At 67.8% G+C, this 20,310-nt stretch carries 22 protein-coding genes; 10 read left to right on the top strand and 12 right to left on the bottom strand.

The genetic code is table 11. The annotated features are described in order from the left end of the window. Positions 1 to 7: 7 nt before the first annotated feature. Positions 8 to 259, top strand: coding sequence for a hypothetical protein (locus AB0M24_RS26825; protein WP_363773347.1), 252 nt, complete (start codon positions 8 to 10; stop codon positions 257 to 259). Between the two features lie 49 nt (positions 260 to 308). On the opposite strand, the gene AB0M24_RS26820 is transcribed toward AB0M24_RS26825, so the two are convergent. Together AB0M24_RS26820 and AB0M24_RS26815 are read right to left on the bottom strand one after the other, a co-directional pair. Beyond that, positions 309 to 1,082 (bottom strand): META domain-containing protein, encoded by a 774-nt coding sequence (locus tag AB0M24_RS26820; RefSeq protein WP_363773344.1) that lies wholly within the window; start codon positions 1,080 to 1,082, stop codon positions 309 to 311. Positions 1,083 to 1,166: 84 nt separating this feature from the next. After that, positions 1,167 to 2,099, bottom strand: coding sequence for a peptidase (locus AB0M24_RS26815; RefSeq protein WP_363773341.1), 933 nt, complete (start codon positions 2,097 to 2,099; stop codon positions 1,167 to 1,169). 314 nt (positions 2,100 to 2,413) lie between these two features. Between AB0M24_RS26815 and AB0M24_RS26810 the strand changes: the two genes are divergently transcribed. Together AB0M24_RS26810 and AB0M24_RS26805 are read left to right on the top strand one after the other, a co-directional pair. Further along, positions 2,414 to 2,740 (top strand): metalloregulator ArsR/SmtB family transcription factor, encoded by a 327-nt coding sequence (locus AB0M24_RS26810; RefSeq protein ID WP_363773447.1) that lies wholly within the window; start codon positions 2,414 to 2,416, stop codon positions 2,738 to 2,740. Further along, positions 2,737 to 3,216: an SRPBCC family protein gene (locus AB0M24_RS26805; RefSeq protein ID WP_363773338.1), complete on the top strand. Its 480-nt coding sequence runs from the start codon at positions 2,737 to 2,739 to the stop codon at positions 3,214 to 3,216. The genes AB0M24_RS26810 and AB0M24_RS26805 overlap by 4 nt, the downstream gene beginning before the upstream one ends. Before the next feature lie 39 nt (positions 3,217 to 3,255). Here AB0M24_RS26805 and AB0M24_RS26800 read toward each other — a convergent pair whose 3' ends face one another. Both AB0M24_RS26800 and AB0M24_RS26795 read right to left on the bottom strand, forming a co-directional pair. Beyond that, positions 3,256 to 3,837, bottom strand: a complete 582-nt coding sequence (locus AB0M24_RS26800; RefSeq protein WP_363773336.1) for a hypothetical protein — start codon at positions 3,835 to 3,837, stop codon at positions 3,256 to 3,258. After that, positions 3,837 to 4,409 (bottom strand): hypothetical protein, encoded by a 573-nt coding sequence (locus tag AB0M24_RS26795; RefSeq protein ID WP_363773333.1) that lies wholly within the window; start codon positions 4,407 to 4,409, stop codon positions 3,837 to 3,839. The genes AB0M24_RS26800 and AB0M24_RS26795 overlap by 1 nt, the downstream gene beginning before the upstream one ends. A gap of 88 nt (positions 4,410 to 4,497) precedes the next feature. Between AB0M24_RS26795 and AB0M24_RS26790 the strand changes: the two genes are divergently transcribed. The 5 genes from AB0M24_RS26790 (at position 4,498) to AB0M24_RS26770 (ending at position 10,319) form a co-directional block, all read left to right on the top strand. After that, positions 4,498 to 7,242, top strand: a complete 2,745-nt coding sequence (locus AB0M24_RS26790) for a tetratricopeptide repeat protein (RefSeq protein WP_363773330.1) — start codon at positions 4,498 to 4,500, stop codon at positions 7,240 to 7,242. 61 nt (positions 7,243 to 7,303) lie between these two features. Continuing rightward, positions 7,304 to 7,660, top strand: a complete 357-nt coding sequence (locus AB0M24_RS26785; protein ID WP_363773327.1) for a hypothetical protein — start codon at positions 7,304 to 7,306, stop codon at positions 7,658 to 7,660. A 67-nt stretch (positions 7,661 to 7,727) separates the two neighbouring features. Beyond that, complete coding sequence (locus AB0M24_RS26780) at positions 7,728 to 8,492, top strand: GntR family transcriptional regulator (RefSeq protein WP_363773324.1); 765 nt, start codon at positions 7,728 to 7,730, stop codon at positions 8,490 to 8,492. A 67-nt stretch (positions 8,493 to 8,559) separates the two neighbouring features. Then, a complete protein-coding gene (locus AB0M24_RS26775; RefSeq protein ID WP_363773321.1) occupies positions 8,560 to 9,180 on the top strand; it encodes a hypothetical protein in 621 nt (206 codons plus the stop codon). Positions 9,181 to 9,320: 140 nt separating this feature from the next. After that, entirely contained in the window at positions 9,321 to 10,319 is a 999-nt protein-coding gene (locus AB0M24_RS26770; protein WP_363773318.1) for a hypothetical protein, read from the top strand. A 19-nt stretch (positions 10,320 to 10,338) separates the two neighbouring features. Here the strand turns inward: AB0M24_RS26770 and AB0M24_RS26765 are convergent, their stop codons facing one another. The 4 genes from AB0M24_RS26765 to AB0M24_RS26750 form a co-directional block, all read right to left on the bottom strand. Next, a complete protein-coding gene (locus AB0M24_RS26765) occupies positions 10,339 to 11,502 on the bottom strand; it encodes an acyl-CoA dehydrogenase (RefSeq protein ID WP_363773315.1) in 1,164 nt (387 codons plus the stop codon). 79 nt (positions 11,503 to 11,581) lie between these two features. Then, positions 11,582 to 12,070, bottom strand: coding sequence for a 5-(carboxyamino)imidazole ribonucleotide mutase (purE, locus tag AB0M24_RS26760; RefSeq protein ID WP_363773312.1), 489 nt, complete (start codon positions 12,068 to 12,070; stop codon positions 11,582 to 11,584). Further along, positions 12,067 to 13,254 (bottom strand): 5-(carboxyamino)imidazole ribonucleotide synthase, encoded by a 1,188-nt coding sequence (locus AB0M24_RS26755; RefSeq protein ID WP_363773310.1) that lies wholly within the window; start codon positions 13,252 to 13,254, stop codon positions 12,067 to 12,069. Before AB0M24_RS26755 ends, purE begins: the two co-directional genes overlap by 4 nt. Continuing rightward, positions 13,218 to 14,045, bottom strand: a complete 828-nt coding sequence (locus AB0M24_RS26750) for a helix-turn-helix transcriptional regulator (protein ID WP_363773307.1) — start codon at positions 14,043 to 14,045, stop codon at positions 13,218 to 13,220. The genes AB0M24_RS26755 and AB0M24_RS26750 overlap by 37 nt, the downstream gene beginning before the upstream one ends. Positions 14,046 to 14,156: 111 nt before the next feature. Between AB0M24_RS26750 and AB0M24_RS26745 the strand changes: the two genes are divergently transcribed. Beyond that, positions 14,157 to 14,915 (top strand): NAD(P)-dependent oxidoreductase, encoded by a 759-nt coding sequence (locus AB0M24_RS26745; protein ID WP_363773304.1) that lies wholly within the window; start codon positions 14,157 to 14,159, stop codon positions 14,913 to 14,915. Here the strand turns inward: AB0M24_RS26745 and AB0M24_RS26740 are convergent. From AB0M24_RS26740 to AB0M24_RS26725, 4 genes are all read right to left on the bottom strand, one after another. Further along, complete coding sequence (locus tag AB0M24_RS26740) at positions 14,873 to 15,811, bottom strand: hypothetical protein (protein WP_363773301.1); 939 nt, start codon at positions 15,809 to 15,811, stop codon at positions 14,873 to 14,875. The two genes, AB0M24_RS26745 and AB0M24_RS26740, sit on opposite strands and share 43 nt — an antisense overlap. Continuing rightward, positions 15,808 to 16,602 (bottom strand): ABC transporter ATP-binding protein, encoded by a 795-nt coding sequence (locus AB0M24_RS26735; protein ID WP_363773298.1) that lies wholly within the window; start codon positions 16,600 to 16,602, stop codon positions 15,808 to 15,810. The genes AB0M24_RS26740 and AB0M24_RS26735 overlap by 4 nt, the downstream gene beginning before the upstream one ends. Beyond that, the gene (locus AB0M24_RS26730) at positions 16,599 to 16,979 is read right to left on the bottom strand and encodes a GntR family transcriptional regulator (RefSeq protein ID WP_363773295.1); all 381 of its coding nucleotides are present in this window, start codon (positions 16,977 to 16,979) and stop codon (positions 16,599 to 16,601) included. Before AB0M24_RS26730 ends, AB0M24_RS26735 begins: the two co-directional genes overlap by 4 nt. A 110-nt stretch (positions 16,980 to 17,089) precedes the next feature. Beyond that, entirely contained in the window at positions 17,090 to 17,857 is a 768-nt protein-coding gene (locus tag AB0M24_RS26725) for a GGDEF domain-containing protein (RefSeq protein ID WP_363773292.1), read from the bottom strand. 139 nt (positions 17,858 to 17,996) lie between these two features. Here AB0M24_RS26725 and AB0M24_RS26720 point away from each other — a divergent pair, with 139 nt between their 5' ends. After that, complete coding sequence (locus tag AB0M24_RS26720; protein WP_363773289.1) at positions 17,997 to 20,198, top strand: sigma-70 family RNA polymerase sigma factor; 2,202 nt, start codon at positions 17,997 to 17,999, stop codon at positions 20,196 to 20,198. The last annotated feature ends 112 nt before the right edge of the window (positions 20,199 to 20,310 follow it).

The raw sequence follows: 20,310 nt of genomic DNA, 5'->3' as shown, positions 1-20,310 counted from the left end.
AGGTTCGATGCACAGGTACTTCGCGCTCGTCGGTGTCGACGACACCGTGGATGAGCCGTACGTCGTCGTGCGCACCGGCGGCGAGCACGACGAGGTCTTCTCCACCAGGCTTCGGTGGGAGTGGACCGATCTGCTGTACCGCATCGAATCCGGGCGCGAGTACCTCCATGCCGTTCCGATCAGTGAGAAGGAAGGCAAGCGCTTCGAGCGGATCCAGGCCCGACGGGTCGAGGACGCGCGAAAACGCGGCATCTTCTGATCGACGCTCAGGCCGGGTCGCGGGCGAGGTCCGCAACCCGGCCTGGCGCCTACTTCTTGAACTGCACGCCTTCGCCCTTGGCGTTCGTGAGGGTCAGCGTGCTGCGGTCGATCTTGTAGGTGGCCTGGCCGCTCAGCGCGGCCACCACCGCCTTCTCCGCAGCGGTCTCATCCGCGCCACACGCCTTGTCGGTGTGCACCAAGGAATCGAACGTGATGGTCTGACCGTCCACTTTGTACGAAGCCGATCCGTCGTTGCACCCGGTGAAGACCGAGACCTTGCCGTCCGCGAACTTCAGCGTGGCCGGCACGCGGCCGGGGACCGACGACACGGCATCGGCCTGGACGAGGCTTTCCAGCTTCCACGTGCCGCCTTCGAGCTTCGCCGGCGCTTCCGCGCTGAGCACGATCTCGGCACCAGAACCGGTGATCACGAGGTTCGAGCCGTCCATCTTCCAGGACGGGCCCGCGCTGAGCAGCTTGGACAGCCAGGCGTCCTGCTTGTGCAGATCGGGACTCGGACAGCCCATCGCCGTGCTGCTGAGGTCGGTGACCTGGAGCTTGCCACCGTCCAGCGTGACCGGGCCCTGCATCTGGTTGCAGCCGGCATTGGCGAGCAGGCGGCCGTCGTCGGTGAATCTCAACTCCACCCTCGTGCCCTCGACCATGGCACGCGGTGTGCCCTGTTCGGTGACGGACGTGGACGTGAACACTTTTCCCTGCACGTCACCACTCCCCTGGCCGGCACTGCCTCCGGACCTGTTGCCGCATCCGGTGGCCAGCAGGGCTACGGCGATGACGGCGGCGAGAACTCGGTAGCTCATGTGTTCAGGACGGAACACGGGGTCTCCTGGGTTGCCCGAAGGCCGGACACGGGATCTCCGTGCCCGGCCAACGGAAATTCGACATCACGGGGACAGCGACTCCGCGAAGTCGTAGAGGCTCTTGATGTCGTTGTCGAAGTACGGGCCGTCCATCTGGCTCGCGTCGCTGTGCCGGTGGCTGACGACGCTGTTGATGTAGCCGAGACCGTTCTGGTCGTTGTACTCCTGCAACCACGGTCCACCGCTCGACCCGCCGGTCATGTTGCACCAGGCGCGAACCTGCTGGCCGTGACCGTTCCAGGTCGTGCCCTGGCAGAAGTACTGCAGCTCACCGGTGAACGGCGGACCCGCGGGGTAACCGAGGATCGTGACAGCCACCGAGTAGCCCCAGTTCCAGCGCAGACCGTTGCCACCCACGGCGTTCACGATCGACGTGCCACCGTTGGTCTGCATGATGACGATGCCCATGTCCTCGTCGCTGCTGCTGGAGTTGATCCAGGCAGTCCGCGAGGTGAGCTGGTACGCGTACCACGTGCCGAACGGCCTAGCGCCGTTGCGGTAGCGCGGGACGAACACCCAGTTGGTCATCCACCGGCCACCGGCACCGCCGTGCACGCAGTGCCCCGCCGTCTGGACCAGCTTCTTCTTGCCACTGTTGACAGTCGCGCCCGAGCACACGTAGTTCAGGCCGTTGGCCGGGTTGGTGAAGTACACCTTGCCGACCGTCTGCGACTCGTTGAGCATCGTCCCGATGCCTTGCGCCTGCTCGGTCTGGACCTTCACCGACGGCGCGGCACCGTCGATGCTGCCCGCACGACCCGAGGGCTGGGGTGCGGACGTCGCCTTGACCGTGGCAGGGCCAGTCGCCGGGATCGCTGCGGCCATGCGCTCCGGAGTCCAGTACGAGTCGGCTGCGGCGGCCGTCTGGATCTTGTTGTCGGAGGTTCTGGCCAGGCTGGCTGAGCTGCCGTTCGGTGCCGCCTGCGCGGTCGGCACGAACACGGAAGCAGCCAGCACGAATCCAAACGCTAACGAAACAGTTCTTTTCGCTCTCATTCGAAATACCCCACTAAACGAGGTTAACTTGCGGCTTGGCGAACGTAGCGATGCCTCTGACCTGGTGTCCAGCAGATGAATTGAAGTTGCTCTGTTCAGCAGAACTCACATTCCATGTGCTCCAGAAATCGGTCCGTCCGGGTCATTTCTGCGTTAAATGTGCAGGATCGGAAAGCGCTATCCAGTTGGTTGATCTTGAAGTTGGGGGTTGACAGGGCGTCGGCGCATGGCTGTACTTAACCCAACGGTTAGATAACCAAGTGGTTAGGTACGAGATGGACCAGCTGAGCGCCACCTTCGCCGCACTCGCGGACCCGACCCGCCGGGCGATCCTCGCGCGGCTCACCGAGGGCCCCGCGACGGTGAAGGAGCTCTCCGAGCCGTTCGACATCAGCGGCCCGGCGATCTCCAAGCACCTGCGCGTGCTGGAGAAGGCAGGCCTGATCACGCGTGGCAGGGAGGCCCAGTGGCGCCCCTGCCAGCTCGACGCGACGCCGTTGAAGGAGGTCGCTGTGTGGGCTGAGAACTACCGCCGCTTCTGGGATGCGAGCTACGCCCGCCTGGATGCACTCTTGACCGAGATGAAGGAGAAGGACCAATGACCACAGTCAAGTTCGGCACCACCGTGACGCTGCCGTCCGACACCGAGATCGCGATGTCCCGCACGTTCGACGCGCCCGCTTCGTTGGTGTGGAAGGCTTTCACCGATCCGGCACTGCTTCGCCGCTGGCTGCTCGGCCCCGACGGCTGGGAGATGCCGATCTGCGAGGTCGACCTGCGCGTCGGCGGCAAGTGGCGCTACGGGTGGGCGCAGCCGGACGGTTCGCAGGCGTTCGAGATGTACGGCGAGTACACCGAGGTCACGCCGCACTCGCGCCTCGTGAACACCGAGCACTTCGAGGACAACCCGCCCGCCGTGACCGTGGTGGAGTTCGTCGAAGCCGACGGGCAGACCACGATGACCACGACGATGCGGCTGGTGTCGCAGGAGGCCAGGGACGCGGTGCTGGCGACCGGGATGTCGGACGGGGCCGGGCGTTCCTACGAGAGGTTGAGCGAGGTCCTGGCCACGCTGTGAGACTCGTCGAGGCCGCCCCCGGGACGGCCTCGACGGGCTTCACCTGCCGTACTTGAGATACGCCTTGTCGTAGGCGGTGTCGTACGGCTTGACGCACTCGTCGTGCGACTTCTGCGCCTTCTCACCGAGCTCGTAGATGCTGTCCGGGCTGCTCACGCGGAAACCGTTGCCGCGCATGCAGTCCACGTACGTCTTGAGTGCCTTCTGGACGTTCGGGTCGGCCTGGACCTTGGCGACGATCTGATCGCCTTTGTCCGACAGCTCCCGCATGTCCCTGCCCCACGCGCTCTTGTAGGTCTCGTTGTAGCAGCCAGGTGTGGTTTCGGTGCCGTACAAGGCATCGCCCCAGGCGTTCTGGCGTTCTTCGCTCAGGTTCGCCAGCACGGCGTCGTTCGGGTCCTCGGGGCGTTCGGCGATGGCCGTGTCGAGATCCTTGCCGGACCGTCGCGCCTCCTGGACCGCGAGGTCGACCGGCACCGCGGCGATGTACTCGAAACCGTTGCGGTGCATGCAGTCCGCGATGAGCTCCTCGTGCTTGAGCACCTGCCGGCGCACAGGGTCGTCCTGTGCGCCGCAGGCGGTCAGCGCGAGCAGCAGGAGTGCCGCTGCAAGGCGCTTCATCACGTGCCGCCACTGCCCCAGACGCTCAGGTAGCCCTTGGTGGGCTGGTAGGACCGAGCGAACTGGTTGTGCAGGAACGTGCGATCGGTCTGGTTGATCTTGATGCAACCCGCCGAGCGGTAGTTCGAGTCGCTCCAGCCGCTGGTGCCCTGCGAGTGGATGAAGAGCTCGGTCCGCATGTTGCCGCAGCGGGTCTTCTTGTTGCCGAGCTCCCAGACCCAACCCGTGACGACCTGGTTGCCACCGGTCTTGTTCCAGTGCTTGAAGTAGCTGTTGCTGTCGGAGTCGGTGTTGCTGTACACCCCGTCCGGCAGCCAGCCGTGGTCGTTCGTGCACTCGTTCTTGGTGCCGTCGCCGCTGCCGGCCCGCATCTTGATGCGGTACTCCGTGCTGCCGATGGTCACGTACGCGACCAGCTGACTGTTGAGCGGCGACCCGATGTTCTTGATGTAGTTGAACTGCGGTGGCTCGGTGTACTGACCGACCACCTCCTGCGTGTAGGCCTGCGCCGGGGCCGCCGCGCCGAAGATCAGCGCGACGGTTCCGAGCACCGCCAGTGCTCTCGCCCGCAAGGTGCCTCCCTCTGTGTTGACGGGAGCAGCCTGTCCTTCCTCGCGAAAAGGCCCTTGCCCGTAGCAAACCCGTACTACCGTGCCGCGCGTGGACGCCTTCCACTCGCTGTTGCGCTTGAGACGGCACGAGGCGTCGGTGAGCCAGCGCGAGCTCGCCGACCGCGCGGGCATGAGCGTCGCCGCCGTCCGCGACCTGGAACAGGGCCGGTCCCGCCGGCCGCACCCGCGATCCGTGCGGGCGCTGATCGACGCGCTGGGGCTGACCGGCGCAGCGGCCGACGAGCTGCGCGCGGCCGCTGCCGTTTCGGGGCCGCGGCTGGTCGTCGCCGACGGCGCGGTGCGGTTGTCCGTGCTCGGACCGTTGACGATCCATCGTGGACAGATGGAAACCGGTGTGGGGCGCGGCAAACGGCGGTTGCTGCTCGGCCGGTTGGCTTTGTCGGTTGGCATGCCTGTTGCAGTGGAAGAACTTTCCGCTCTGGTCGGATCTTCGTTGCAGGTTCACGTGTCCCGGTTGCGGTCGATGGTGCCGCTGGACCTGGTGCCTGGTGGCTACCGGTTGTGCCTGCCCTCTTCGCAGTTGGATCTTCTTGCGTTCCGCGAGCTGGCACAGGACTCGTCGTTGCTGGGTGAGGCGTTGTCGTTGTGGCGCGGGCCGGTTCTCGCTGACGTGGACGAGCTGCGCGAGCATCCTCTGGCCACCGCATTGGATGTCGAACGAATCGAAGCGTTGCTGTCCTACGCCGTGGATCGGCCGGTGGAGGCATTGGCTTGGCTGCGGGCTTTGGCTGCCGAGAACCCGCTGCACGAGCCGTTGCACGCGCGGCTGATCAGCGCGCTCTTCGGCGCGGATCTGCAGGCGGAGGCTTTGGCGGTGTTCGACTCGGTGCGAAGGCGTCTCGCCGACGAGCTCGGCATCTCGCCCGGTCCTGAGCTGCTGGAGGCACATCGCCGACTGTTGCGCGCCGAGCCGCCGCGCTCGGTGCCGGCCCAACTGCCGTTGCGGTTGACGTCGTTCGTGGCGCGCGAGGCTTCGTTGTCGTCGTTCTCCGGGCCGCTCGTGGTGGTGTCCGGCGTTGCGGGCGTGGGCAAGACGACGTTGGCGGTGGAGTGGGCGCACCGGATGCGTGCTCGTTTCGCTGACGGGCAGCTGTACGTGAACCTGCGCGGCTTCGATCCGCTCGGGCCGATGTCGGCTTTGGAGGCGCTGCACGGCTTTCTGGACGCTCTGGGCGTGCCCGCTTCGTCGATTCCTTCCGGTCTCGCGGCTCGTTCCGCGCGTTTCCGCAGTCTGGTGGCGGACAAGCGGATGCTGATCGTGCTGGACAACGCTTTGGACGCCGAGCACGTGCGGCCGTTGCTGCCCGGCTCTTCTGGTTGTCAGGTCGTGGTCACGAGCCGTGTCGCGTTGACCGGTCTCGTTGCGGTCGAGGGTGCTGTTTCCGTGGCGCTGGACGTGTTGTCCTCGGTCGAGGCAGATCTGTTGCTCGATGGTCGCGGGGTTCCTGTCGACTCTCGGCCAGGCATCGTTTCCGCTTGCGCTGGGTTGCCGTTGGCGCTCGCGATCGCCGCGGCCCGTTCCGATGCCGTTTGCACTGGCCTGGATTCCTTGTCCGCTGGTGATCCTCGCGCTGACGTCCGCTCGGTCTTCTCGTGGTCGCTCGGCGCGTTGTCTCCTTCGGCGCGTCGGCTGTTCGCCTTGCTGGGCCTGCATCCCGGGCCGTCCTTCGCCGCTCCGGCCGCGGCTGCTCTGGCGGGCTCGGACGTGTTGGCGTTGCTGGACGAACTCGTCGAGGCGTCGCTGCTGTTCTTGTCCTCGCCTGGCCGGTACGCGATGCACGACCTGGTCCGCGAGTACGCCGCCGAGCTGGCTCCGCCTGATTCCCTGCGACTGGCCGACCACTACCTGCACACCGCTCGCGATGCCGCAATGTTGTTGCAGCCCAACAGAGGTCCCTTTTCTCTTCCGGCGCCTTCCGCTCCTCCCGTCGCCCTGTCTTCGTTGCGCCAGGCCTGGTCGTGGTTCGACGCCGAACGCCAAGTGCTGGTCGCTCTTGCGCTGTCGTCCACTTCGGACATTCACATCTGGCAGCTGGCCCGCGCTTTGGCGTCGTTCTTCAACTACCGCGGCCTGTGGGACGAGGCTCTGCCGTTGCACTCGGCAGCCCTGGCCGCCGGCGTGCGATTGGAGTCGTTGTCAATGCAGGCGATGGCGCACCGCCACCTCGCCGGCGTCTACGGCTACATGGACAGCCCACTCGCCGACCACCACTACGAGCGCGCGATCACCATGTTCGCTTCCCTGGGCGACGAGATCTCCGAGGGCCACGCCCAGATGAACTTCGCCTGGCTGCTGTCCCGCCGCGGCAAAGACACCGACGCCCTGATCAGGTACGAGCGCGCGCTGTCGCTGTACCGCCTCTGCGGCAACGAATACGCCGAAGCCCGCGCCCTGAACGCCCTGGGCGAGAAGCTGGCCGCCATGGACCGAGCCCTCGAGGCCGTCCCCCACTGCGAAGCCGCGCTGGAGGTGATGGAACGCCTCGACGACACCCAGGGCATCGCCATCGTCCTGGACAGCCTCGGCTTCGCTTTTTACCGCCTGGGTTCCTTCGCCGAGGCCGTGGCACTCTACGAGCGCGCGATTCCGTTGCGTGAGGAAGGCGGCGACCGTCACTCGATCGCGGCCCTGCACGACCGCCTAGGCGACGCCCACTTCTCACACGGCTCGCTGGCGTCGGCACGCTCGTCGTGGCGCCGCGCCCTGGACATGCTGGAGAGCCTCCGGCACCAGGACGCCCTTGAAGTGCGCGCAAAACTGGACGGAGCGTAGTCACCACTTGTGATCACGGTTCCCCCACCAGGGGCCGTAGTGCGCGGATAGGTTCGGCCCTATGGGACGACTTCTCGCTGCTCTGGCCCTGACTCTGGGCTTCGTCGTGATCTCCGCCCCGTCCGCCTCCGCCTCGGATGCCACACACTGGCTGGTCGCCCCGTGCCCAGCCGGCTCCAAGGCCCTCTGGCTACCGCGCGCCGACAAGTTCGGCACCGACCTCAGCTGCACGACAGAGCAAGCCCGTGCCGCAGCGGTGAAAGCGGCCGTGGACAGCGGCAGCCCGACCCGCATGATGAACGTCGCCCTCGCGTTCGCCCAGCAGCTCTCCGACAAGTCGCTCACGCCGCAGTCGCCGTGCGTGCTCGGGGCCAAGGGAGCGATCGGCGAAGCGTTCGGCACCTGCGTGGCCGCTTAGAACCACTCCCTCGCGCGGGGTAGCGTTGGTCGCTGTACAGAACTGCGACCCGCCGAGGAGATGGCTCATGACCGACAACGCCCAGCCAGGGCGCGTTGGCTATCGGGACATCGCGAACGACCTCCGGCAGCAGATCGACTCCGGCTCGCTTCCGCCCGGCAGCCGGATCCCTGGTGAGAACGACCTCATGGGCCAGTACGGCGTCGAGCAGCCAACGGCTCGCCGGGCGTTGGACGTGCTGAAGAACGAGGGCCTGATCGTCGCCAAACGCGGTTCGGGAACGTTCGTGCGCGAGTTCAAGCCGATCAGGCGCGTGTCCCCAGACCGGCTGCAGGCCAACACTTCCTGGGGAGCAGGGCGCCCGATCTGGAGCACCGACGTCGGCACACGGCCACGAACCGAGGGCGTCACGGTCGACGTCGAGCTTCCGCCTGCCGCGGTCGCCGAGGTGCTCAAGCTCGACGAAAGCGCCCGTGTCGTGACACGGCGACGCCGGTACGTGGTGGACGAGAAACCTGTCCAACTCGCGACGTCGTACTACCCGGAAGCGCTTGTGGCCGGCTCTCCGATCACCGAGATCAACACCGGAGAGGGCGGCGCCTACGCCCGACTCAGGGAACTGGGCCATGAACCCACGAAGTTCCGTGAAGAGCTGCGTACTCGCATGCCGCGAGAGGCCGAGCGCCAGGCCCTCGACCTCGCTCAAGGCACTCCGGTGATCTTGATCGTACGCACGGCGTTCACCGCCGATGACCAGCCAGTCGAGGTCAACGAGATGGTTCTCGACTCAGCGGCCTACGTGCTCGAGTACAAGTTCACGTCCGAGGACTGACTTGCCTTTCTGTACAGAAATACGCTTCACTATGGCTTCCAAGTTCTGTACAGAACAGGTGGCTGACATGTCGAGCGTGCTCATCGCGCCGTACATCACCGCGTGGAGTGCCGAGCAAGATCTGCCGTGCGCGCTGGTGGAGCGGCCGGATCAGAGCATCGGATTCGCCAACGAACTGCTGAGCGACCGAGATCGGCACGGTGTGCTGTGGCAGCAGACCGCTCTCCGTCACCGCGTTGGACGGCCCGAGTTCGCTCAGGTTCATCCGTTGCGGCAACGACGTGCGATGGAACTGTTGCTGTGTCAGGTCTGCGGCGGACCTGCCGACCGGAACGACGATGGAGTTCTTTGGCTGCAACGGGATCACAGCAACGACTGGCCCACGTGGCCGGAGGGAATGGCATCGACGGAGCCACCGGTATGTCTGCAGTGCGTTCCGATGGCGGTGCGAATGTGTCCGGCGTTGCGGCGCGGAGCTGTGGCGGTTCGCGTCAGGGAGCATCCGATCGCGGGTGTGCGCGGCGCGTTCTACCGGCAGAGCGTGCTGGCACCGTCGGCGGTCACCGCGGGGAACTTCGCCTATGACGACCCGATGGTTCGCCGTGTTCTTGCGTCAGCCTTGATCCGCGAGCTGCGCGGCTGCACTGTCGTTCCGCTCGAAGAGGATGCCCCGGGGCTCGGCCTGTAATGCCGCGCCTGCGGGCCCCGATCAAGTGCGTGCACCGCCGCCGAGATCGGGAGCCCGCAGTGACGTCGCCGAACTGGAAGGCCCAGTACGCCGAGATCCGTCCGACGTATGAGTTCTACGAGAAGAAGCTCCGCGATCTGGTGATCGAGATCCTGGAACACGCCGGGATCGACGTGTTCCAGGTCGAGGGCAGGGTGAAGACTCCAGACAGCTTCGACGAGAAGATCAAACGCAAGGCGGGCAAGTACGCCGACCCGCTCTCAGACATGACCGATCTCGTTGGGCTGCGCATCATCGCGTACTACCTCGAGGACGTCGACCGGATCGTCGAGCTGTTGAGCGACGAGTTCGAGGTGCGCAAAGAGCACTCGATGAACAAGCAGGACGAGCTGGCACCCGACCAGTTCGGCTACTCGTCCAATCACCTCGTGATCAGGATCGGCAGCCGGAGCCAACGGCCGGAGTGGGCCAAGTACGCCGACATCTCGGTGGAGCTCCAGGTCCGGACGATGTCACAGCACGCCTGGGCCGCGGTCCATCACAAGCTCAGCTACAAACGGGTCGAAGAAGTCCCGACGTCGTTGCAGCGCAGGCTGTTCCGGCTGAGCGCACTGTTCGAGATGGCGGACGAACAGTTCTCTGCGATCAGAAGAACGGCTTCAGAGCTGTCCGACGAGTACTCGGACAATGTGAAGCAGGGCAACCTCGATATCGAGATCGATGCCGACTCGATCGACGCCTACATCCAGAACAGTGCAAAGGTGCGCGGAATCGTCGCCATTGGCAACGACGAGTTCAACCTCAGCCTCATTCCACCGGACGGTTTCAGGACCGAGACGACCCGCAGCCGACTGCTGCGGATCGCCGCCCACCTCCAGGTCAGAACGATCGAGGGACTTGACCGGCTACTGCCGAGCCCAGATGAGACCCGCGAAATCTTGAGTCTGCTGCGGGCTGTAGGCGACGAGGTCTACCCCGATCGGAAGACTGGAGGGATCGCGGTTGAACACGAGATCCTCAGCAGTCTGTTGATCGTGCTGTACGACGTCCCCAAGGTGCTGCACGAGAGTTTGCAAGCCAACCCTGCGGTCTGGAGACAGTACTACGAAACGAGAGAACGACTGAGGAGCCGGCAGTGACCGACTCCCCAGCTCGAACTCAGCCGTTCAGGACGGCGCGCGACATGACCACGCGCTGAATCTGGTTCGTGCCCTCGTAGATTTGGGTGATCTTGGCGTCGCGCATCATGCGCTCGACCGGGAAGTCGCGCGTGTAGCCCGCGCCGCCGAACAGCTGCACCGCGTCGGTGGTGACCTCCATGGCCACGTCCGAGGCGAAGCACTTGGCGGCGGCGGTGATGAAGCCGATGTTCGGCTCGCCGCGTTCTGCCTTGGCGGCGGCGACGTAGACCATGTGGCGGGCGGCCTCGATCTTCATGGCCATGTCGGCGAGCATGAACTGGACGCCCTGGAAGTCCGAAATGGACTTGCCGAACTGCTTGCGGTCCTTGACGTACGCCACCGCGGCTTCCAACGCCCCCTGCGCGATGCCGACGGCCTGAGCGCCGATCGTGGGACGCGTGTGGTCCAGGGTCCGGAGAGCCGTCTTCAGGCCCGTGCCCGGCTCGCCGATGATCCGGTTCGCGGGGATGGTGCAGTTCTCGAAGTAGATCTCGCGGGTCGGCGAGCCCTTGATGCCGAGCTTGCGCTCCTTGGGACCAACGGAGAAGCCCGGGTCGTCCTTGTGCACGACGAACGCGGAGATGCCGGCCGACTTCTTGGCGGCGTTGGGGTCCGTCACGGCCATGACCGTGTACCAGGTGGACTCGCCGGCGTTGGTGATCCAGCACTTGGTGCCGTTGAGCACCCAGTCCGAACCGTCGAGAACCGCGCGCGTGCGCATCGAGGCGGTGTCGGAGCCGGCCTCGCGCTCGGACAGGGCGTAGGAGGCCATGGCCTCGCCCGAGGCGATGGACGGCATGACGAGTTGCTTCAGCTCTTCGGAGGCCGACAGGAGGATCGGCATGGTGCCGAGCTTGTTGACCGCCGGGATCAGCGAGGAGGACGCGCAGACGCGGGCCACTTCCTCGATGACGATGCAGGTGGCCACGGAGTCCGCGCCCTGGCCGTCGTACTCGTCCGGCACGTGGACGGCCGCGAAGCCTGCCTTTACCAGCGCGTTGTGGGCCTCTACCGGGAAGCGTTCGTTCTCGTCGACCTCGGCCGCGAACGGCTTGATCTCCTTCTCGGCGAGCGAGCGGACGGCCTCTCGCAGCGCCTCGTGCTCCTCGGCGAGCTGGTAGGTGCCGAAGCTCGGGTTCACCTTTGTTACCTCCGGGTAGCTGGTACTCAGCACGATGTTAGCGCCCGTTCACTACAGGCGCTGGTGTGCCGTTGAGCACTCAGAGGGACTTCTGCAGCGCCGCGTCCTTGTCTAGTACGAGCTGCTCGAGTTCCGCCTGGAAGCGGGCCATGCGCTCCTGCAACGCGGCGTCGCCCGACGCCAGCATCCGCACTGCCAGCAGGCCGGCGTTGCGTGCGCCGCCGACCGAGACGGTGGCCACCGGGACACCGGCGGGCATCTGCACGATCGAGAGCAGCGAGTCCATGCCGTCGAGGTACTTCAGCGGCACCGGCACGCCGATCACGGGCAGCACGGTGGCGGAGGCGACCATGCCCGGCAGGTGGGCGGCACCGCCCGCGCCCGCGATGATCACGCGCAAGCCACGAGACGCAGCCGACGTGGCGTAGTCGAGCATGCGCTGCGGGGTGCGGTGGGCGGAGACGACGCTCACCTCGAACGAGACGTCGAACTCGGCGAGCGCCTCGGTGGCCGCCTTCATCACCGGCCAGTCCGAGTCGCTGCCCATGATCACGCCAACCTGCGTCACTCCGCACTCCCGTGAATGTCGTATCCGTCTGACCAAATGCCGGTGGACAACCAGTCCGCGGCCAAGCGAGCGCGCGAACGCACCGAAGTCATGTCGTCGCCGAGGAACGTCACGTGCCCGACCTTGCGGCCCGGCCGTTCTTCCTTGCCGTAGAGGTGCACGTGCGCGTCGGGGAAGCGCGCGAAGAGGTGGTGCACGCGCTCGTCGGGGCCCATGGCCGGAGGCTCGACCGCGCCCAGGACGTTCGCCATCACCACAGCGGGCGCCATCAGGTCGGTGCGGCCCAACGGGTAGTCGAGCACCGCGCGGAGGTGCTGTTCGAACTGCGACGTGCGCGCGCCCTCGATCGACCAGTGGCCGGAGTTGTGCGGGCGCATCGCCAGTTCGTTGACGAAAACGCCGGACGCGGTCTCGAACAGCTCGACGGCCAGCACGCCGACCACGCCCAACGCGTCGGCGACCTTCAGCGCGAGTTCCTGGGCGGCGGCACCGTCCAGGCCAGGAGCAGGCGCCAGCACCTCGACGCAGATGCCGTCGGACTGCACGGTCTCGACGACGGGCCACGCGGCGCCCTGCCCGAACGGTGAACGCGCGACCACGGCCGCCAGCTCGCGGCGCATCGGCACGCACTGCTCGACCATCAGCGGCGTCCCGGCCTCCAGCAGCTCGGGGACGACCAGCTCAGCGCTGTTCGGCTGGTTCAGCATCCACACGCCACGGCCGTCGTAACCGCCGCGGATCGCCTTCAGCACGCACGGCCAGCCGTGGGCCGCGCCGAACTTCAGCACGTCGCGGACCTCGTGCACCTCGGCGAACGGCGGCACCGGCAGGCCCAGCTCGGCCAGCCGGACGCGCATCTTCAGCTTGTCCTGCGCGTACTGCAGCGCGTCCGGACCCGGATGCACCTTCACGCCCTCGGCGACCAGCGCGCGCAGGTGCTCGGAAGGCACGTGCTCGTGGTCGAACGTGACGACCTCGCAGCCCTTCGCGAACGCGCGCAACGCGTCCAGGTCCGTGTGCGTGCCGAGCACCACGTCCCGCGCGACCAACGCGGCGGGGTCGTTCTCGGAGACGGCGAGCACGCGAAGCGACTGGCCGAGCGGGATCGCGGCCTGGTGCGTCATGCGGGCGAGCTGCCCGCCGCCGATCATGCCGACGACGGGGAGACGGGTACGGGAGTCCACGGTTCAGGCATCCTACCTGCGGCTTCTTCCGCGCTCACCAGCAGAGCCAGCCGCCGGGCGGTGACGCTGCCCTCAGGTGCGGTGTGGATCACCAAGCGCTGGTCGTGCTCAGGCGCGCCGAGCACCTCGCAGTCGAGCTCCAGCAGGCCCGCGACGGGGTGCAGCAGACGCTTGTGGTCCGACCGGCGCACCGCCACGTCGTGCCCCGCCCACAGCCGGGCGAACAGCGGGCTCGCCATCAGCTCGTCGACCAACGGCTGCGCGGCAGGACGCCGGGCGAGGGTGGCCCTCAGATCAGCGACGTGCGAGCGGGCGACGTCCTCGCGGTCAGCCGCCGGAATCCGGTCGGGGTCGGTCAGGAAGAACGCCCGCAGCAGGTTCAGGCCGGGACGCAGGCTCGGGTAGACCAGAGCGGCGCGCGGGGTCCACGCGAGCACGTCGCCGAGGTCGGTGATCACCAACGCGATGTCGTCGCGCAGCCGGTCGAGCAGCAGTTGCACGCCAGGGCGAACCGACACCGACGCGGGCTCCTCCGGCACCGCTTCGCCGGCCAAGCGGAACAGGTGCGCGCGCTCGTCGGCGTTGAGCTCCAACGCGCGTGCGATGCCGTGCAGCACTGACGGGGACGGGTGCGGTCCACGGGCCTGTTCGAGACGTGTGTAGTAGTCGATCGACACGCCCGCTACGACGGCGATCTCTTCGCGGCGACGGCCTGGGGTGCGGCGACGGCCGCTGCCGATGGGGGACATCCGCTCGCGGCGGCTGCGCAGGAAGTCGGCGAGGTCGCGCATGCCTCCACGGTAGCCAGGATTCCAGCGGCACAGGTTTGCGCGTCACCACCGCTCCAGCCAGGTCCTGATCGTCCCTGGCTGCGCGCACCTCCCCAGAACACGCTGGCACACATGAAGATCGCGATGACAGGGTCGACCGGACGGGTCGGCAGCAGGCTTCTCCCGAGGCTGCGGGAGCAGGGTCACGACGTGCGCGCGTTCGCCGACCGGCTCGCAAACGCGCAAGCCGTAGAAGAGTTCGTGACCGATGTGGACGCCGTGGTGCACGTAGCCGCCGCCCTGCGCACGAGCACCAACCACGAAGAAGTGAACGTGCACAACACGCGCGCACTCGCGGAAGCCAGCGCAAAGGTGCCGCTGTTCGTCCACATCAGCACGACGCTCGTCTATCCCGGCGGACTGGGCAGGCCCGCAACCGAGGACGACCCGGCCGACCCCGGTCGAGAGTTCGGCGAGTACGCGCGCACCAAAGCGCTCGGCGAACAAGCGGTGCTCGACACCAGGGAAGCCACGATCCTCCGCCTGTCCTTCGTCTACGGCGACGGCGACCCGCATCTCGAAGAGGCCGTGCAGTGGACCTCGAAGTGGCCCGGCCACCAACGGCTGCACCTGGTGCACCACGCCGACGTGGCGCAGGCGATCGGGAAGGTCCTCGACGCAGGGGCGACCGGGATCTTCAACGTGGCGGACGACAGTCCCGCGACCGCCGTCGAACTGCACCTGCTGAACGGCGCCACCCCCAGCAGCGCCGTTCAGCAGGACTTCGACCCGTGGCACGCGATCGCGTCGACGAACCGCGCGCAACGAGACCTGGGTTTCCGCCCGCGCTACCCCTCCGCCTGGGCGGCGGCGACGGCCGGCGTGCTCTGAACCTCAGGCACATCAGAGGTGATGCGGCGGTGGGAACGGGACGGCTTCCACCCGCCGCCGCGTCGCAGCAGCCGGAACGTCAGCGCGAACAGCACACCTGCGAGCAGCAGGTACACGCCGAACTCGATGAACCGGAACGCCGTGATCCGCTCGATCGGCTGGTAGTCGACGTAGGTGCCGACCGCGGTGCCCGACGTGCGCATGCAGCTGTTCGGGTTCCCGTACCTCGCGCACGCGTCCGGTATCGCCACGGGGTCCAGGTCCCTGTCGACGAAGCCGCCGCCGAGCTCGAGCGCGCCCAGCGGAACCTCCGGGGTGCCGTCCCAGCGCGAGACCACGCGGGACACCGGCAGGTAGTGGTCGCGCACGATCGCCGACATCAGGACGCGGGACAGCGTGAAGAAGACCAGTGTCGCGGCGATCGCGGTGACGACGTGCCTGGTGAGCAGGCCGATGAACACGCCGAGCGCGAGACCGAAGATCGCGTAGCCCGCCTGCACGGCCGGATCCGCCTCGAACCCCGACCACGTCTGCCGCGAGCCGACGTGCCCGTCGCCGAGACCGACGACCGCCCCCAGCACAGCGGCGAGCACGCCGAGCACGATCGCCTTGCCGCGCAACCACTTCGCGGGTGTGACGTCCTGGCCCCACGCCACGAAGTAGGTGCGTTCCTCCAGCTCGCGGGCGATCAGCGGGGCGCCCCAGAACATGCCGATCACGCCGCCGAACGCCAGCTGCACCATCAGGCCGTAGAAGCCGTTCATGGGCATCGCGGCGTTCCCCAGGTTGTCCCCCTCCGCGCTGACCAGTGCCCAGGCGGCCAGGAAGGCGATGATCGCGGTGCCGGAGACGACCCAGCGGTGCTGACGCCAGGTCAGCCAGAGAAGCGCGCTCATGCCGCACGCTCCAGGTGGGCCACGACGAGCTCCTCCAGCGTCACGTACCGGGCGGTCCACGGCTCGTCGATCTGCGTGCCGCCGGAACGCACGAGGTACTGCGACTGCGACTTGCTGTGCTTCGCGAGCACGACGGGTCCTTCCACCGGCGAGCCCTCCGCGAGCGGCCCGGTGTAGAGGACGTGGTCCTCCAGCAGCGAGTCGGTCTCGCCGTCGACGATCAGGCGGCCGTCGGACATCAGCAGCAACCGGTCGGCCACGCCACCGATCTCCCCGACGACGTGCGTGGAGAAGATCAGCGTCATGCCGTTGTCGGTGACCTCGGTCAGCAGCTCCCGCATCACCTTGCGGCGCGCGAGGGGATCCAGCTCGGCCAACGGTTCGTCGAGCATCAGCACGTCCGGGCGCGAACCCAGGGCCAGCGCGAGGGTCACGTGCGTGCGCTGGCCTCCGGAGAGGTCGCCGATCTGCAACCGGCGCGGCACCTTGAACCTGGTGAGCCAGCCGTCGGCGCGCTCGTGGTCCCAGACGTCGTTCATGCGGCGGCCGAACTGCAGGACGTCGGCCACCTTGAAGTTCTTGTACATCGGCTTGTGCTGCGGCACGTACGCCACGCGGCCCGCGATCGACGCGTGCCCCGTCTCCGGCGGCAGGTGCCCGGCCAGCACGTTCAGCAGCGTCGACTTGCCGGAGCCGTTCGCCCCCACGAGTGCCGTGACACTGCCCGGCGGCAGCTCGAAGGAGACGTCCCAGACGGCCCACTTCGACACATTGGCCGCAACCACGCTCATTGCGCTCCCCCACTCAGCACCTCGCGCAGCAGCGCGTAGATGTCCTCGTCCTCCAACCCGGCGGAGCGTGCCTTCGCGACCCAGTCGGCGAGATCGACGCGCAACGGGTCGAGGTCCTCGGGGGCGGCGGACCCCAAGGACGCTTTGACGAAGGTGCCGGAACCCTGACGGGCTTCGACGAGGCCGGCGAGCTCCAGCTCGCGGTAGGCCTTGAGCACGGTGTTCGCGTTCACGCCGCTGGTGGCGACGACATCGCGAACCGTCGGCAGGCGATCACCCGGTTGCAGCCAACCGAGCCTCATGGCCTCCCTGACCTGCTGCCCCAGCTGCAGGTACGCGGGAAGACCGCTGCCACGGTCGACGTGGAACTCGACCACACACGCTCCCCAGATTGTTCTACTGAACTAAGACAATAGAACACTTCTGCGGGCGTTGGGAAGCAACCCGGTGGGGACGGGAAGCACTCGGGCGCGGGACAGGGGTGAAGTCAGCGCCCGAGTGAAGTGAGGAGCGCGCACGCCTCGGCATGCGTTTCCGGCAACCGCTCCGTCCAGACCTTCGCGGGCCCGACCGGGCGCACGTTGGGGTCGTCGGCGAGCCGGTCCGCGGCGAGAACCCGCAGGTTGGAGACGCGCCGGGCGAGCAGTTCGTCACGGCGTACGAGGACCGCGGCCACGCACGGGCCAAGGGTCGCCAACGTCTCGCCGCCGTCGAAAACCGTGCGTAGAGCGTCCGACACGAGGGTCATCGCGACGACGCGCGACCAGCCAGAGGCGCGGTGCACGTCGAGCCGCAGCAGGACCAACGCGTAGTCCAACGGCGCGACCGGTGTCTCCCGGTACACCTCGCCGAGGCGTGTTCGCAGGTACGCGGCTGTCGCCAGCCCGGTCAGAGGATCCTCGGCCGCGCAGTCGCCGGCCTGCTTCGTCACCACGTCCGCCCATCCCAGCGCTGTCATGCGCAGCATCCGTGAAGGGAGCGCGTCGACGTTCGGCGACACGATGTGCGACGCGTCCGTGAGGACGGCGTGCAGCGCGGCCAGGTCGAGCAGCGTCTCGCTGAGGCCCGCCCCCGCCTCGGCGCGCGCCCGGCCCAGCCGGATCAGCGCGTCGCCGGGGTCGGCGTCCTCGAGCATCGCCGCACACACCTCGTCGACCTCGGCGAGCGGCCAGTCTGCGGGGAACGCCCAGCCGGCAGCCATGGTGGCGGTCCGCCACCTGGACTTCAGCAGGCGTTCCGCTTGTGCGACACCCACCCGGTCTCCCTTCAGCTCTCCCGATTCCAGGTGGGAGACGCGGCCGGTGCGAGATCGTGACGCAACCCGCGCGGGGGATTGAGATGACTGCGCCTGGCGTCGTGCGTCACACTGAGCGCCGCGAGGAGGGACACGAGACTTGGCCATCGTTCCAGCAGACGTCCAGGGGCCCAGCGACGCGGAACTCATCGAGTCCGTGCGCGGAGGGACCATCGACGCCTACGGCCAGTTGTACGAACGGCACGTCTCGGCGGCCTACAACCTCGCCCGCCAGTTGGCCCGCTCGCAAGCCGAGGCCGACGACCTGGTGTCCGAGGCGTTCGCGAAGGTGCTGGACACGCTGCGTGCCGGCCGTGGTCCCGACTCGGCCTTCCGCGCCTACCTGCTCACCGCGCTGCGCCACACCGCGTACGACAAGACGCGGCGTGACAAGAAGGTCGACCTCACCGAGGACATGACCGACGTCGCGCCCGCGGTGCAGTTCAGCGACACCGCGGTGGCCGGACTGGAACGAAGCCTGGCCGCCCGCGCGTTCGCCGCGTTGCCGGAACGCTGGCAGATGGTCCTGTGGCACACCGAGATCGAGGGCCAGTCGCCCGCCGAGGTCGCCCCGTTGCTCGGGCTGACGGCCAACGGCGTGTCCGCGCTCGCCTATCGCGCCCGTGAGGGCCTCAAGCAGCAGTACCTCCAGATGCACCTGGCCGAGACGGACGCCGAACGCTGCAAGGCGACCGTCGACCGGCTCGGCGCGTGGACCCGTGCGGGTCTGTCGAAGCGCGAGGCGACGCAGGTCGAGGCGCACCTCGACGAGTGCGGCCGCTGCCGTGCGCTGGCGGCCGAGCTCGCGGACGTCAACGGCGCGCTGCGGATCTTCGTCGCGCCGCTGGTGCTGGGTGTCGGTGCCACGACCTACCTGGTGGCCGCCGGTACGACCACGGCCGTCGTCGGTGCCGGTGCCGCCGCTGGTGGCGCTGGTGCGGTCGGAGCCTCGATCCCCCGTCAGCTGATCACCGTCGGCGGGTCCGCGGCCGCGGTGGCCGCCGCTGTGGTGATCGCGCTGACCGCCGGCACGTCCGACCAGCAGACGCCCCAGGTGCAGGCAGCCGAGCCGCCGCCACCCGCCGTGACCCAGGTGCAGCCGCCTCGGCAGACCCCGCCGCCGGTGCAGCCGTCGCCCACGACAGAACCGCCGCAGACCCCGTCGCCCACGCCTTCGCCCAGCCCGACTCCGGAACCGACACCCACTCCGGAACCGACTCCGCCGCCCGCGTCGCTCACGCCGACCACGCCGAGCGGGTTCACGCTGACGCCGGGCGAGGAGCCCAAGGAGTTCCCGATCAGCGTCCGGAACACCGGCGGCACCGCGGCACCGCCCGCGAGCATGGTGCTGAACCTGCCGCCGGGTGTGCTGTCGACCGGTGGGCCGTCGTCGTTCAGCGCGCGGCTGCTGCAGCTCGACGGAGCCGCCGACCAGACGGTGAACTGCCCGGCAGGCGGCGGCACCATCACGTGCGCCACCCCGCAGGGCATCGCGCCGGGTGGGCAGGCGACGTTCCTCTTCCGTTTGAAGGCGACTCCGGACGCCCTGCCGGGGACGATCACCGGCACGATCTCCGCGGGCGCCTCGATCTCGGTCGACGTCAGCATCGAGGTCAACGTGCCGCCGATCAACGACGACATCGAGCTCGCCGTGCAGACGCGGCAGGAGCAGCTGTACTGGCACTGGCACCCGCGCGTGGACGTGGGGGTGCGCAACAGGGGTCCGCGCGCGGGCACGATGAACCTCGACGTGTCGGCCCCCTCGAACATCGTCATCTTCACCCCCTTCCGCCAGTGCTCCCGGACGGGTGCGAACTCGATCCGCTGCGTCGCCGACCTGGCCAAGGACGAGAAGTTCTGGATGTCCTTCTGGGCGTTCGGGCGCCAGGGCGGGAGCATCGAGGTCACGGCGACGCTGGGCAACGCGAAGAAGTCCGTGACGGTGCCGGTGAAGGGCTGGCCGGGCCACCCGCCGGTCGACGACCTGCCGAAGCCGCCGCCGTCGGAGACGCCGAAGCCTGACCCGACGACGGTGCCGCCGACCACGACGACGCCTCCGGTGAAGCCGACGCAGCCGACCGAGCCCACGAAGCCGGGCACGCCGACGTTGCCGCTCCCGTTGCCCACGCCGGAGCTGCCGACCGTGCTGCCGCCGTCGACGGGCACGCCCACGCCGTCCGTGCCGCCGTCGACGTCGGTGCCGACCGCGCCGCCTCGCACGGAGGACCCCTGCGAGCCCGGTCTGCTCCCGTGGTTGCTCCCGGACCTGCTGGGCAAGCCGTGCCCGCCCGCGCGAAGTTGATCAAAAGTTGATCTTTACCAAGATCGATACCGTCACTGAACGTGCAGGTCAGATGCCTCTGGGTGGCGTTTGGTAACACCCGGAGGCAGGCGCCGTTACCTTGATCCGTAAG

The organism is Lentzea sp. NPDC051838 (assembly GCF_040681245.1).
In the GTDB taxonomy this organism is placed as follows: domain Bacteria; phylum Actinomycetota; class Actinomycetes; order Mycobacteriales; family Pseudonocardiaceae; genus Lentzea.
The sequence above is the reverse complement of the archived record's forward strand: the minus strand, read 5'-3'. Positions and strand labels throughout refer to the sequence as shown.

Excerpts from the sequence above, each read along its gene's own strand:
- AB0M24_RS26825 (WP_363773347.1), top strand. The coding sequence starts at position 8 with ATGCACAGGTACTTCGCGCTCGTCGGTGTCGACGACACCGTGGATGAG.
- AB0M24_RS26820 (WP_363773344.1), bottom strand. The coding sequence starts at position 1,082 with ATGAGCTACCGAGTTCTCGCCGCCGTCATCGCCGTAGCCCTGCTGGCC.
- AB0M24_RS26810 (WP_363773447.1), top strand. The coding sequence starts at position 2,414 with ATGGACCAGCTGAGCGCCACCTTCGCCGCACTCGCGGACCCGACCCGC.
- AB0M24_RS26805 (WP_363773338.1), top strand. The coding sequence starts at position 2,737 with ATGACCACAGTCAAGTTCGGCACCACCGTGACGCTGCCGTCCGACACC.
- AB0M24_RS26800 (WP_363773336.1), bottom strand. The coding sequence starts at position 3,837 with ATGAAGCGCCTTGCAGCGGCACTCCTGCTGCTCGCGCTGACCGCCTGC.
- AB0M24_RS26785 (WP_363773327.1), top strand. The coding sequence starts at position 7,304 with ATGGGACGACTTCTCGCTGCTCTGGCCCTGACTCTGGGCTTCGTCGTG.
- AB0M24_RS26780 (WP_363773324.1), top strand. The coding sequence starts at position 7,728 with ATGACCGACAACGCCCAGCCAGGGCGCGTTGGCTATCGGGACATCGCG.
- AB0M24_RS26775 (WP_363773321.1), top strand. The coding sequence starts at position 8,560 with ATGTCGAGCGTGCTCATCGCGCCGTACATCACCGCGTGGAGTGCCGAG.
- AB0M24_RS26750 (WP_363773307.1), bottom strand. The coding sequence starts at position 14,045 with ATGCGCGACCTCGCCGACTTCCTGCGCAGCCGCCGCGAGCGGATGTCC.
- AB0M24_RS26745 (WP_363773304.1), top strand. The coding sequence starts at position 14,157 with ATGAAGATCGCGATGACAGGGTCGACCGGACGGGTCGGCAGCAGGCTT.
- AB0M24_RS26740 (WP_363773301.1), bottom strand. The coding sequence starts at position 15,811 with ATGAGCGCGCTTCTCTGGCTGACCTGGCGTCAGCACCGCTGGGTCGTC.
- AB0M24_RS26735 (WP_363773298.1), bottom strand. The coding sequence starts at position 16,602 with ATGAGCGTGGTTGCGGCCAATGTGTCGAAGTGGGCCGTCTGGGACGTC.